This window comes from Candidatus Zixiibacteriota bacterium, from assembly GCA_035380245.1.
GTDB lineage: Bacteria > Zixibacteria > MSB-5A5 > GN15 > FEB-12 > DAOSXA01.
Genome location: DAOSXA010000003.1, coordinates 244,935 through 257,841 on the forward strand (window position 1 = coordinate 244,935; position 12,907 = coordinate 257,841).

The window sequence follows — 12,907 nt, forward strand, 5'->3', positions numbered from 1 at the left end:
ATTTCTACGAAAGTCTCGTTCGAATGTCTATCCCGATTTTCCTTGAAAATCATGGATAGACTGCTTATGCTGCGCACGCCGACAGTGGTTGCACACACACGGTTCGGTTAAGGAATAATATGGGTATTGTCGCGGGATATATAACAGCTAAGACAGTCGAGTTGGCCATTGTTAAAGAACAGCGAGGTCAAGTTCAACTTCAGGACCGAGTCACCTTTATCAATAAGGATTTCTCCGATTTCCAGTCGATTATGGCTGTTTATATCTCACGAGTTGGGGTGAATATAAGAGCTATGTGTTTGGGGGTGGCCGGACCGGTTATTGATAACGAAGTTCGCACAACCAATATCCCCTGGCATCTGAAAGGCAAAGGGCTTGCCCGGGAGTTTTCTTTGGAACGTTGTCGCTTGATCAACGATCTGGTGGCTACGGCTCGTGGTCTGTTTCTGCTTGATGAAAACAAATTTTTTACGATTAACGAGGGGGTCAGCACTCGTCAGGGAAACATTGGTCTGATTGCCGCCGGGAGCGGTCTGGGGCAGGCCCTGATCATGTATAGCGGCGATAAATATATCCCATTCGCTTCTGAGGGAGGGCATTCTGGTTTCACTCCCGGGAATCAACTTGAAATGGAATTATGGGAGTATATCTATTCGCAGCAGGGTTATGTCGAGGCCGAAGATGTTATCAGCACCAGCGGACTGGAGCGAATTTACCGCTTTCTGATAGAGCGAGAGCGGGCGGTAACGCCTGATTGGTTTAAGAAAGCTTCGGATAAAGTCTCCTCGGTGATCGAGCATGGTCTTGCCGGGAACGATCCGGTGGCAGTCCAGACTGTGGACATGTTCGTTGACTGTCTGGCTACTGAAGTGGCCAATTTGGCCCTGAAAGGCTTAACCCTCGGCGGTATTTATCTGGTTGGACTGATTGAACCACAGATTATTACGCTTATTGACAAAGCGCGTTTTGTCGATCGTATGATCCGTATGGGGAAGATGGATCAGGTGCTGGCCGGGATCCCAATTAAAGTTTCTCTCGATGGTCGCACAGCTCTTACCGGAGCCGCAGCGATGGCACTGACGATGTAGCATGAAATCCTTTGTTTTCTATCTGCCGGGAAGATACCCTTCGAATTTTCTCGATTTTTATCAACAGCTTTCAAAGAGGGCTTTCCGTGTTGCGGTGGATGGAGGTCTCCGTTTTTTCATTAAGAGCGATTTGCCTCCCGACCTGCTTATCGGAGACATGGACTCGGTTGGCAAGCCTCCCCGCAAACTGCTCGATAAAACGGAGATCATCTCTTATCCCATAAACAAAAGCAAGACAGATCTGGAACTGGCTCTTGACCTCTGTCTTCAGCGGGGGGCAAAGAGGATTGATATAGCCATGCCTGTAATCGGTGAAGTCGACCATTTTCTGGGTGTTGTTGAGCTCCTGCGATTTGGGTCACCCTCAAGGAGGCTCAATTACCTGGAGCGACTGCGGTTGATCAACCACCGGTTCGAGATATTCGCCATACAGGATGATTCCCTTGTTTTCAGGCGTTGTCGGGGTGACCGTTTGTCGGTAATACCGGTCGGGGCAAATATCCGACTTACATTGACCGGGACGGATTATGACGTCTGCGATCTGAGAGTCCGAAGAGGGGAGAGTCATAGTTTGAGAAACCGTCTGGCGACAGGGCGAGCTGCCGTTACGGTGAAGGGGAAGGCTCTGGTATATCACGCTTTCGGTGGTGTCGAACTATGATCGGGAGATATGATAAATTGTTGATTTACCGTCTTGACAAGCTGTGCTTAACACATATATTCGGGACTTAGTTGATCGGAAGCTGCTACAGAATAGCCGATCAAATACCGATAGTGACTTATGTTACTGGGAGATCGTCCAACGGTAGGACATGCGGCTCTGGACCGTAGTATCGGGGTTCGAATCCCTGTCTCCCAGCTTTTCTTTTGTCCCCATTTACATTCAATCTAAACCCTCCACAGAATCTTTGCGTAATTACCAGTAAGATATATTAGAGAATAGAACTGAGAAACTCTGGGCTGAGATACATGTTGAAGAGATAATGCCGGGCTGTGGAAACCCCGCGTTTTAGCTTGATTTTACTGTTCATGTAACCCATCTAAATAAAGTGTGGTTATATGGGACGAAAGGATTTGAATGAATCTGCTCATTCGCAATCTGATAATTACGACGGTAATTGCAATCCTGGTAGTTTGGCTGGTGGGATGCCGCTCTGACATCAGTGAAAAACTGCCGATAACCACAACTTCTGACGAAGCTCTGGAGAATTATCTTAAAGGGCGTGATTATGGCGAACGGTTACGGATTTCGGAAGCACAGCATTATCTCAATCTTGCCCTGGAGGAAGACCCCGATTTCGCTCGCGCCCACCTGGAGATTACTCAGGTCATGCAGAACTCGCGCCGTGCGCTGGAGCATATCCGCGAGGCTGCGGCCCTCCGAGATAAAGTCAGCCCCGGCGAACGGCTGCTGATCGATTTCTTCGTTGCCGGATCGAACAACGATGTCGCCGGGCAATACAGCGCCCTTGACAAGCTGGTCGAGATGTATCCTAAGGATGAACGTGTCCAGGAATTACTCGGCAATTATTATTATTCCCAGCAGGAATACCGTAAAGCTATTGATCAATTCGAAAAAGTACATGAATTAGCGCCGTCCTTCTCTCAAGCCTACAATATGGAGGGTTACGCCGAACGAGCTTTGGGCAATTTTAACAAAGCGGAAAAAGCCTTGCAACGTTATATCGAATTGATCCCCGACGACCCCAATCCCTATGATTCCTATGCCGATCTGTTGATGAAAATGGGGCAATTCGATAGCTCAATCGTCTATTATAGCCGAGCGCTTGAAGTCGATTCGAGCTTTTCCGCCTCGTACACCGGTGTCGCCAGCAACCTGATGCTGCTGGGCAGATATGATGATGCCCGGGCGGAGGCGAGCGTTTTATTTGATCGATCCGATATGAGTGCTTATAAACGTGAGGCTCTACGTATGATTGCGGTCACATACATTGATCAGCAAAATTATACGGACGCCATAAAAACTCTGCATCAACGGTATGAGATAACCGAAGAAACCCAGGATTACCCGGCTCAGATAAACGACTTGTTCACTATCGGAACGGTACTGCTCGAATCGGGCCAGGTTACCGAGGCGGCCAAAACTTTCCAGGAGGCTTCGAGACTGTCCCGCCGATCGGATCTGTCCAAGCCCTTGCAGGAAGGTGTCGAGCGGCGCTATCTGTTCAACATGGCTAGAGTCGCTTTGGCCCGCAAAGACCTCGCTACGGCCCAGGCGCGGTTCGCTTCTTATTCCGAACAGATTATGGCACGCAAAGTGCCGGCTGAAATTCGCACGGTGCACCTTCTGGCCGGGATAATCGCTTTGTATGAACGTGATTACGATAAGGCGGTCAAGGAACTCAGTCAGACCGATCGACAGAGTCCCTATGCCTTATTTCAAATGGGGCTGGCATTGCAGGGGAGAGGCGAGTTGGATAATGCCCGCAAGCTGTTCAAGGAAGTCTCCGAATACAACCAGCCGGGCAGTCTGGAATACGCTCTGGTGCGTGAGAGAGCTATGAATCTGGCCGTTTCTCTTCTGGTACAATAAACTCATACGGACCGCGTCTCGATAGAGCGATTGTCCTTGACATCCTGCTAGGATAGTTTACATTCACAACTATTGTGATCAACAACCATAAAATGGATGTAATAACTCTATTATGATAAAGCATCCCGACGATCGAAGGCAGGTTTTTGGTAAGTCTCTCGGTATGACAGCTTGGCTGCTTCGGCGTTATACCCAGCAATTACTCGATGAAGCCGGCCTTGCCTTATCATTCGATCACGCTGTAGTCATTCTGAAGACGGGGGATGCCGGGGAATTACCTCAGCATGAGATTGTCGCCTGTCTTGCTCGGGATAAGACCAGTACGACTCGCTGGCTTGATGATCTGGAGAAACGCGGCCTGGTCAAGCGGAAAACCGCACGGGAGGATCGACGCCACAAGCTCGTTTCGTTGACCGCTCGCGGAGAGAAACTTCGTGGACCGATTCAGGATGCCCTCGATGAAGCGCACCGGTGTGCCTTGAAGGGGATCGGAGCTCGTGACAAAACGTGTGTGGAAAAAGTTCTTAAGAGCGTTCGGGAGAACCTGTCTCAGGTGCTTTCGTCGACTGGATGCGTTGAGGGATAGCGAGATCGCTGATTGAAAAGAAGGTTGTTCCGATCCCGACAGAACCTGGGATCGAATTAGAATAACAGGAAAGGTGTTACATGACACGTGCCGCAAAAATAGTATTCCCGGTAGTTATCCTGGTGGCAGGAATCGGTTTGATGTTTCTCTTCCTCAGTTTTCGCGGAACTGAGTCCAAGCGGACTCCGCCCCCGAGAACCCGTACCGTTGAGGTGGAGGAAGTGGTGCTGGAAGATATCGTTTCGCAGATCGAAGTATATGGTCGAATCGTCAGCGCCCAGCCGATCGATCTGGTAAGTGAGGTCGCCGGTGTGCTGGTTGACGGCGATCACAACTTCCGGCCGGGTGCGTTGTTTCGGCGCGGTGAAATGATGATCAAGGTTGATGATCGACAGGCGACCTATAGTCTGAATGCTACCGAGAGTCAACTCCTGAATGCTCTGGCCTCGGTTTTACCGGAAATAAAGATCGACTTCCCCGATCAATACAAAGTTTGGCAGGGCTATTTCGAAGCCTGTAATTTTGATGAGCCGTTACCCTCGATGCCGGAAGCGGCCAATGCTAAAATGAAGCTGTATCTTTCGCGCTACAATGTTTACCAGCTATATTTTCAGGCTCTGGAGCAGGAGGTCACTCTGGAGAAACACCATTTTGTGGCGCCTTTCGATGCCAGTGTGGTTTCGGCGAGTCTCCGAGCCGGATCGGCCGCTCGTGCGGGTAGTGTGATCGGTTCAATCGTTAATCTGGAGGCGATGGAGGTAGAGTTTCCCGTAAGTATCAACGATGTCCCCTGGCTCAAAATCGGGGCTGTCGTGACGCTGCATTCACGGGAATTGGACAAGGATTTCAATGGCCGGGTGGTTCGAATAGGGCAGAGTATCGATAAGAACACCCAGACGATTAAAGCTTATGTACGTTTGGAAAATGCCGGGGATGCGATAATCGACGGAACTTTCGTTGAAGGGCAGATCCCGGGTCAAGAGCTTGCTTCAGCCATTGCCGTACCTCGTTCGGCGATTTATGACGACCACTATGTTTATTTGATTCGTGACGGCGCTCTGCAATTGCAGTCGATCGAGATCGCTCGTAAGGAGACTGAGATAGCATTGGTCAACGGCGGTTTGAAGAACGGTGATAGTCTCGTCATACAGATGCTGCAGGGAGTAGCTCCGGGTGATCCTGCCCGGCCGAGACAGAATATCGGGCAGGAGGGCATTTGATGGGTAAACTCATCCGTTACTTTGTCCGCTACCCGGTATGGGTAACGGTTCTCATGTTCTCACTTCTGGTCTTTGGTCTGATCGGTCTGGCCAACATGCGTTATTCGTTTTTCCCTGAGACGCGCCCCGATCGAATTACGATCCAATTGCCTTATCCCGGGGCTTCACCGGAAGAGGTGGCCGAGGGAGTAGTTCTCAAAGTTGAAGAAAACCTCGAAGGACTTGACGGAGTCGAGCGGGTAACATCGGTCTCCAGCGAGAATGTCGGCGTTGTCACGGTGGAAGTAGTCCAGGACTACAACATGGATAAAGTGCTGGCCGATATTAAAAATGCCGTGGACGGTATCAATACTTTCCCCGACGATGCTGAAGAGCCGGTGATTCAGGAAGAGAAGTTCCGGTCACGTTCTTTGTCGGTGTTGATTTATGGGGAGACCGATCTCTATCAGCTCAAGTATATCGTTGAAGATTTCCGTGATGACTTATTGGCCATTGACGGGCTATCACAGGTTGAAATCGAAGGTCTTCCCGATCTGGAATTTGCGATTCAGGTTTCAGAAGCCGATCTGGAACGGTATGGTCTACGATTTGATGAAATCGCAACAGCTGTGCAGGAAGCCAATATCAATATCTCCGGCGGTAAGTTCGATACTCGGAACGAAGAAATTCTCATCCGCGCCTGGGGCCGCGGGTATTATGTGTCTGACTTGTTGGCGATACCGATCCGTGGTAATTCCGACGGTTCAGTTGTACGGCTCGCGGATGTTGCCGAGGTGGTTGAACGCTGGGAAGACAATCCGGTACGGCGGTTTTATAATGGTCAGAATGCGCTTATTCTGAACATTGACCAGACCTCCAGTGAGGATATTCTCTTCATTGCAGACACCACCTATACTATGGTAAATGCTTTCAATGACGCCAATCCCTCGGTGCATGCCATTGTCTGGGACGATCGTACCGTGCTGCTTCGGCAACGTCTTGATATGCTGGTGCGCAACGGCTTGATTGGTTTGCTGTTGGTGGTCGGATCGTTGGGTTTCTTCCTTAATCTGCGATTATCGTTCTGGGTGGCAATGGGTATTCCTCTTTCGTTCGCGGGCATGTTTCTGGTTGTTTCTGCCTGGGGAATCACGATTAATGCCATCTCCCTCTTCGGCATGATTCTGGTGGTCGGTATCCTGGTAGATGATGCCATCGTGGTCGGAGAAAATATCTTTGCCAAATGGGAACAGGGGGTGCCGGCGGTAAAAGCTGCAATTGACGGAACGATGGAGGTCATTGCACCGGTTGGAAGTTCGGTTATTTCTACCGTCATCGCTTTTCTGCCTTTCTTCTTTTTAGACGGCATGCTTGGCAAGTTCATCTGGCAAATGGCACTGGTGGTTATTGCATCTTTGTTGTTCTCGTTGCTCGAGGCGTTTTTCATTTTGCCGTCACATTTGGCTCACTCCAAAGCTCTTGATCGTAGTCGTGAAACCTCGGCGATCAGGGTGCGAATCGAGCGTATTATCAGTGCCATGACACACAAGGTTTATGCGCCCATGTTGCGCTGGTCACTACGTAATCCGACGGTGACGCTTATGATTCCCGCAGCCATGGTGTTGATAACGATCGGCTTGATGGGCGGGCGTATAATTGGTTTTACGTTTTTCCCGTATGTCGACGGCGACACCGTGCCGGTTAATTTATCTCTGGTAGCCGGCAGCCAGGAAGCGGAGACTAACGCCGTTCTCAGTAGAATAGAAAAAGCTACCTGGGAAGTGGCTCGGAAATTGAAAGAAGATCGTCCCGACAGCCTTGATGTAATCACCGGTATCAAGCGCAATATCGGCGCCAACTCATTGGGAGAGAGCGGCAGTCATACCGGTCAGCTTACTATTCAGCTACTGGATGGTGAACGACGCGATATGGACAGTTACGTGATCTCCAATATGATAAGCGATCAGGTCGGACCGGTTCCCGAAGCGGAGCAGATTACGTTCGGTCGTACGAGTTTCTTCGGCAAACCGGTTTCGATAAGTCTGCTCGGTAAAGATGCGGGCCAGTTGGAAATCGCCCGGCAGCTCATGAGAAAAGAGATCAGCGATTTCAGCGCACTTAAGGATGTAACCGACACTGACCAGAGGGGACGGCGTGAGTTGTCTATTTCCCTTAAGCCGCGTGCTCACGCGCTCGGTTTAACGGTGCATGACATAGTCGGACAAGTGCGGCAGGCCTTCTATGGCCAGGAGATTCAACGAATCCAGCGCGGGCGTGATGAGATCAAAGTCTGGGTGCGATATCGCGACGAAGATCGTAGCGCCCTTGGCTTTCTCGATCAGATGCGCATCCGGACACCCGGCGGTGAAGAATACCCTTTCAATGAACTGGCGTCTTATCAGATTGCCCGGGGTATTACGCAGATATCCCATCTCGATCGTAAACGGGAGGTACGCGTGGAGGCTAACCTGACCGATGCCACCGCCAGTCTGCCGCCGATTCTCGAAGAGATCGAGATCGATGTTCTCCCGCGTGTGATGAGTCAGGTTAATGGTGTAACCGCTTCGTTCGAAGGTCAGTCCCGTGATCAGGATAAAATGTCCGGATCGATCGCTAGAGTGTTCCCGATAGCTTTTTTCGGGATGCTGATTCTCGTAATTCTGGTGTTCAGGTCTTATGCCCAGGCAATGCTGATTTTCTCGTTGATTCCGATCGGTGTCCTTGGAGCAATTTGGGGGCACGGAATCCAGGGATTGGATGTGAACATGCTGTCGGTTATCGGTATCATCGCTTTGTCCGGAATCGTTATCAATGACAGTATCGTTTTAGTATCACAGGTCAATCGTTATCTAAGACAGGGGATGAAGGTTGAGGACGCGGTTTTCAAGGGTGGGATCGACCGTTTGCGTCCCATTCTGCTCACTACTCTGACTACGGCCCTGGGATTGGCGCCGTTGATTTTGGAAACGAGTCGCCAGGCGAAATTCCTGATACCAATGGCAATATCCGTAGCCTACGGCTTAGTGTTTGGCACCATGGTGCTGTTGTTGATTCTTCCGGCAGCTTTCGTGACACTAAACAAGCTGCGGGTGAAATGGCATGTATCGGTTTTAGGTGAGACGAATGTGGTGCCGGAGAATCTGGAACCGGCGGTCAAGGAATTGCACGAGGAGTTGGCTGAATGAGGAAGACCATAAGGAAAGCATTCGCTATAGTCGGATCGGTGGCGGTTTTAGTCTTGTTGACGGGAGTAGTCGCTGCACAAGAACCGCTCACTTTCGAGAAAGCGGTTGAGATCGGTTTGCAGCAAAACTACAGCATTCGCATCGCTCGCAACGAAGCCCGAGTCACCGAGAACAACCGCGGTCTGGGCACGGCCGGATTTCTTCCCAAAGTGGATTTGAGCGGCAGTACCACTAAAACTGATGCCGATGAATCATCGACCTCACCAAGCAGTGTCGGCGACAGTAAAACCGACAACAGCACGGCTCAGATAGCGTTGCAATGGACCTTATTCGACGGTTTCCAGATGTTTGCCGATAACCGTCGGTATCGCGAACTTGCCCGGTTGGGAGAGGCTCAGGCACGAGCAACCATTGAGGGCACCGTCATGGAGATCGGTACGGCCTTCTTCAACCTGGTGCAACAGGATCTGCTTCTCGATGTAGCTCGCCAAACGAGGGACATCTCAGCCGATCGTTTGCATCAGAGCGAGGTGCGCCACGAAATCGGCGGAGCTTCCTCGACCGATTTTCTCAATGCCCAGGTATCGTACAATCGCGATGCTGCCAGCCTGCTGAATCAGGAATTGAGTCGTGAAGAAGCGGTTAAGGCGTTGAATTTGTTGCTCGGTAGGGGAGCGGACGAGCTGTTACAGGTTGTCCCCGAAATCGATATTCCTCCGTTCAGTCTGGTGACCGATTCGGCTATCAGTCTCGCGATGGAAAGCAACAGCGGGCTTAAGCTGCAACGCAGCAACGCCCAGGCAGCGCTTATGTCCCTTCGAGCCAGCCATTCACCGTTCATGCCGAAGGTTTATTTCAACGCTTCCTACAGCTATACCGATCGGACCGTGACTCCCGATGCCGGTGGCGGGTATTCCACGGAGACTTCCAGTTCCACATTCGGTCTTTCGGCTGCCTGGAATATATTCAACGGACGCCGTGACCGGATCGCGGCTCAAAATGCCCGCATTACCCTCAACAACGAACGACTATCACTTCGTGATGCGGAGAACCAGCTTCGCGGCGACGTGCTTCAGGCGATGGACGATTTCCGTCGTCAATTGGAATTGGTCGAGCTGGAACGACAGAACGTTAAGGCCGCTGAACAGCAATTGCAGCTCCAGCGGGATCGGCTTGAGGTCGGTGGGGTATCTTCGCTGGAATTCCGTGATGCGCAGACCGCTTTGGTTCAGGCGCAGACTTCATTGATCAGCGCCGAGTATCAAGCTCGGTTAACCCGACTCGGTTTGGATCGTTTGCTCGGTCAGCTTCTGAGCGATACGATGTAACTTACTTACGGGGTTGTCTGAATCGAACAACCCCGTTTTGTATCCGGTTATTTCATCCCGCGACGTTTCAGTCGTTCATGTTCTTCTTTATATCGCTTGATTTTTTTCCCAAAGGCGCGATCCGCAGCACGCCGTTCACGTTCGTTCTGCCTTTGTCGGAGATGATTCATCTCTTTTTCGAGACGCAGGTAAGACTGATACCTCTCTTCCGTCAGGTCGCCTGATTCGATTGCGGACATAACGGCGCAACCCGGTTCGCCGCGATGGCTGCAATCGGCGAAACGACAGTTCACGGCCAGTTCTTCAATATCGGCAAAAGTCTTGCGGAGTCCCTCTTGATCTTCCCAGGCATGAATCTCACGCATTCCGGGAGTATCGATAACCATCCCGCCGTCGGGGAAGCGGATCAGTTCACGATAGGTAGTAGTATGTCGTCCGCGTCCGTCGCCGTGACGAACTCGGCCCACCTCTTGCCGTTCACTGCCGAGCAGGGTGTTGATGATCGATGATTTCCCGACACCTGATGAACCTAACAGGACCAGGGTAAGGCCCGGTTTTATGCGTTCCTTGAGTTGGCCAATCCCCACCTCGGTGACGGCACTGGCGGCAATGACCGGAACGCCGAAACAGACGGCTTGTATTTCCGCCACTCGACCTTCGACATCATCGCACAGATCCGCCTTGTTGAGCACCACGATCGGTTCGGCGCCGCTGTCCCAGGCAATCGATAAATAACGTTCGATACGACGTACGTTGTAATCATTGTCAAGGCCCGTAACCAGCAAAGCAATGTCTACATTGGCTGCCAGTACCTGCTGTTCGGGACGTCCCAGGCCGCTCTTGGCGCCGCCCGATGCCGTAGCTTTACGGATGAAGGCGGTTCGACGAGGAAGAACGGCATGGATAAGGCTGCGCTCATGGTCGATCGGTTCGACGGCAACCCAGTCACCTACGGTCGGGTAAGTTTCCGGTCCGGTTGCTTTATGACGGAAGCCGCCGGTGACATCAGCCTGTAACTCGGCCTGCTCGGTCTGCAGGTCATAGCCGGTCCTTTGCCGACAGGTAACCCGCGCCGGTTGTAATCCGATTGCGGCATATTCGGCGAAGGTTGCCTCGAAGAACGGACTCCAGCCCAAATCTATCAAACTCATTGCAGTATATTCCTTACATTATATCCATCTGTTCGGATGAGGATAGTTATGATCTCTGGTGAGTCTAGGCTCTGCGCCGCGGCAGGCAAAAAGAAACCTTCCCGGAGGAAGGCTGAAACGAGCAGATCGGATAGTTGATCTACCGGATGTTGCCTCCGAGGCGCACTACGACCGAGACTTTTTTCGCTACGGCTGTCATACGGAATACGCCTCCTTTCTTCAACATCAAGTTCACTTCTTACGCATCTAATAAAAATCGTTTGTTGTATTTGTCAAGGAAAACCGATATGGCCCGGAACCTCTACTCCTGCCTGTACGGGTCTTGAATCAAATGTCTTATACGGAAACGTACCCCGACCAGCGAATACAAGCATGACCACCAGAAAAAACCAGCCCATACGCCAAGGCCGAAAGTGGCCAGGTCGCTGACGTTATGTTCGTATAACTCTAAAGCAATTGTAGCTACCACCAGCCCGCAGACCAATCCGGTTCCCCAGAATATCAATTTTGTATACGTGTTGGGCTCCGGTACAGCTCTCGTGGCAGGTCTGACAAGTCCGGTTTTAAGCAGATACCAGGGAATGAAAATCAACCCAAAGAGGGAACTGAGATGTTGTAACAGGCGATATACGGGACGATTGAAACCGAATAAGTCAACAGGTGTGGTTAGCACCGGGAACATCCGGACAATTTCTCCGCTGCCGTGAGTCGCAGCATCCCAGAAAAAATGACTCAGTGCGCCAATGAGGACAGATGAGATCAATATCAGCCAGTCGCGGCCGGAGACCAGACGGAAATGATTCTCTACCAGATTTCCAATACGATAGACAATAGCGTGCGGGCAATTAAGAATGAGCGGACGTTTGACGAGCCATTGAAAAGCCAGGGTAAAGAGTATCCCGGCCGGGAGACAAAACTGGAACAGGCCGGGCCAGCTATGACTGAGTCCGCGATGGGAGGTGTCAGCCATCAGGAAGTAGATCAAGTCGGGAGACATCGCCCCCGCCATGAGGCCGGACAGTGAAACGCATTTGGGGAAATACCGCTTCAGGGGCAGCACTATCGCTGGATGTGAAGTGGTAAACGGCATATACGATTATAGTCAGGATGGATGCGATAGTTCAACTTACAATCGTGGCGACTGGAGAAAAATCGTAAACCGATAATCAATCTTCAGCGTTCAGGATGCGAGCAATCTTGAGAAACTGGGGTTTGATTTCGATATGCTCGGATCTGGCGGCCGCGGCATCGATTTCGACAACGACCTTGGAAGTGACCGGTTCTTCGTAGATATTCATTATTGCTCCCTTGCCGCCAAGGTTATAGCCGGAGCTGACCGTGACAGTGCTCGTACCGGCGACTCGTGCTACCATTTTCTTGAGGCTAAGAGCATCGGTATTGCCAATCACCAGCACATGAGAATTAGAGGGGATCATATCCGAAGGCACCTTGCGTACCTTGATCATTACGCCCGGTGTGATTTCCTGCTTGTTGTATTCTTTGAGTTTCTGGAGCAGGGGAGAGTCGCCTACCACTGAGATAACGAACAGATTGCCGTCTCCTTCGGACGCTCGGCTTTCAGGCCAACCGACGAAAGAGGCCAGTTTAGTAATCATGGAAGCCATGTTGGTTACCGCATCGTCAGCATGACTTGTAGGGGATGCAAGCACGAAAAACAGCACAAAAAAGATAAAAACGGCCGATGAGAAAATCCTGCTCTTAATCATAAAACCAACCACTTTCCAGCATACAGAGCTTGCGATCCGTAGTCGGACCGATACCGCAACCGAGACAATGAATACTCGATAACAACCGG

The 12,907-nt window shown here is 51.1% G+C and carries 10 protein-coding genes and 1 tRNA gene; 8 read left to right on the plus strand and 3 right to left on the minus strand.

The features are described from left to right. Positions 1–119 precede the first annotated feature (119 nt). The 8 genes from PLF13_11390 to PLF13_11425 all read left to right on the plus strand — a co-directional run bounded on the left by PLF13_11390 (position 120) and on the right by PLF13_11425 (position 9,940). Positions 120–1,088 carry a glucokinase gene (locus PLF13_11390; GenBank protein HOP07880.1) on the plus strand — a complete coding sequence of 323 codons (969 nt, stop codon included), beginning with the start codon at positions 120–122 and terminating at the stop codon, positions 1,086–1,088. A 1-nt stretch (position 1,089) separates the two neighbouring features. Then, complete coding sequence (locus PLF13_11395; GenBank protein ID HOP07881.1) at positions 1,090–1,749, plus strand: thiamine diphosphokinase; 660 nt, start codon at positions 1,090–1,092, stop codon at positions 1,747–1,749. 127 nt (positions 1,750–1,876) lie between these two features. Beyond that, positions 1,877–1,947 (plus strand) — tRNA-Gln (locus tag PLF13_11400). A gap of 219 nt (positions 1,948–2,166) precedes the next feature. Beyond that, positions 2,167–3,642, plus strand: coding sequence for a tetratricopeptide repeat protein (locus PLF13_11405; protein ID HOP07882.1), 1,476 nt, complete (start codon positions 2,167–2,169; stop codon positions 3,640–3,642). A 163-nt stretch (positions 3,643–3,805) separates the two neighbouring features. Then, the gene (locus PLF13_11410) at positions 3,806–4,228 is read left to right on the plus strand and encodes a MarR family transcriptional regulator (protein ID HOP07883.1); all 423 of its coding nucleotides are present in this window, start codon (positions 3,806–3,808) and stop codon (positions 4,226–4,228) included. Between the two features lie 80 nt (positions 4,229–4,308). Then, positions 4,309–5,448: an efflux RND transporter periplasmic adaptor subunit gene (locus PLF13_11415; GenBank protein ID HOP07884.1), complete on the plus strand. Its 1,140-nt coding sequence runs from the start codon at positions 4,309–4,311 to the stop codon at positions 5,446–5,448. Continuing rightward, complete coding sequence (locus PLF13_11420; GenBank protein HOP07885.1) at positions 5,448–8,612, plus strand: efflux RND transporter permease subunit; 3,165 nt, start codon at positions 5,448–5,450, stop codon at positions 8,610–8,612. The genes PLF13_11415 and PLF13_11420 overlap by 1 nt, the downstream gene beginning before the upstream one ends. Next, positions 8,609–9,940 (plus strand): TolC family protein, encoded by a 1,332-nt coding sequence (locus PLF13_11425; protein ID HOP07886.1) that lies wholly within the window; start codon positions 8,609–8,611, stop codon positions 9,938–9,940. Before PLF13_11420 ends, PLF13_11425 begins: the two co-directional genes overlap by 4 nt. Before the next feature lie 47 nt (positions 9,941–9,987). On the opposite strand, the gene rsgA is transcribed toward PLF13_11425, so the two are convergent. From rsgA to PLF13_11440, 3 genes are all read right to left on the minus strand, one after another. After that, positions 9,988–11,091, minus strand: coding sequence for a ribosome small subunit-dependent GTPase A (rsgA, locus tag PLF13_11430; GenBank protein HOP07887.1), 1,104 nt, complete (start codon positions 11,089–11,091; stop codon positions 9,988–9,990). Positions 11,092–11,392: 301 nt separating this feature from the next. Beyond that, positions 11,393–12,181: a DUF4184 family protein gene (locus PLF13_11435; protein ID HOP07888.1), complete on the minus strand. Its 789-nt coding sequence runs from the start codon at positions 12,179–12,181 to the stop codon at positions 11,393–11,395. A 76-nt stretch (positions 12,182–12,257) separates the two neighbouring features. Beyond that, positions 12,258–12,818, minus strand: coding sequence for a YfiR family protein (locus tag PLF13_11440; protein HOP07889.1), 561 nt, complete (start codon positions 12,816–12,818; stop codon positions 12,258–12,260). Positions 12,819–12,907 lie beyond the last annotated feature (89 nt).

What these genes read in the sequence shown, in the direction of transcription:
- PLF13_11390 (HOP07880.1), top strand. Translation starts at nt 120, where the DNA reads ATGGGTATTGTCGCGGGATATATAACAGCTAAGACAGTCGAGTTGGCC.
- PLF13_11395 (HOP07881.1), top strand. Translation starts at nt 1,090, where the DNA reads ATGAAATCCTTTGTTTTCTATCTGCCGGGAAGATACCCTTCGAATTTT.
- PLF13_11405 (HOP07882.1), top strand. Translation starts at nt 2,167, where the DNA reads ATGAATCTGCTCATTCGCAATCTGATAATTACGACGGTAATTGCAATC.
- PLF13_11410 (HOP07883.1), top strand. Translation starts at nt 3,806, where the DNA reads ATGACAGCTTGGCTGCTTCGGCGTTATACCCAGCAATTACTCGATGAA.
- PLF13_11415 (HOP07884.1), top strand. Translation starts at nt 4,309, where the DNA reads ATGACACGTGCCGCAAAAATAGTATTCCCGGTAGTTATCCTGGTGGCA.
- PLF13_11420 (HOP07885.1), top strand. Translation starts at nt 5,448, where the DNA reads ATGGGTAAACTCATCCGTTACTTTGTCCGCTACCCGGTATGGGTAACG.
- PLF13_11425 (HOP07886.1), top strand. Translation starts at nt 8,609, where the DNA reads ATGAGGAAGACCATAAGGAAAGCATTCGCTATAGTCGGATCGGTGGCG.
- rsgA (HOP07887.1), bottom strand. Translation starts at nt 11,091, where the DNA reads ATGAGTTTGATAGATTTGGGCTGGAGTCCGTTCTTCGAGGCAACCTTC.
- PLF13_11435 (HOP07888.1), bottom strand. Translation starts at nt 12,181, where the DNA reads ATGCCGTTTACCACTTCACATCCAGCGATAGTGCTGCCCCTGAAGCGG.
- PLF13_11440 (HOP07889.1), bottom strand. Translation starts at nt 12,818, where the DNA reads ATGATTAAGAGCAGGATTTTCTCATCGGCCGTTTTTATCTTTTTTGTG.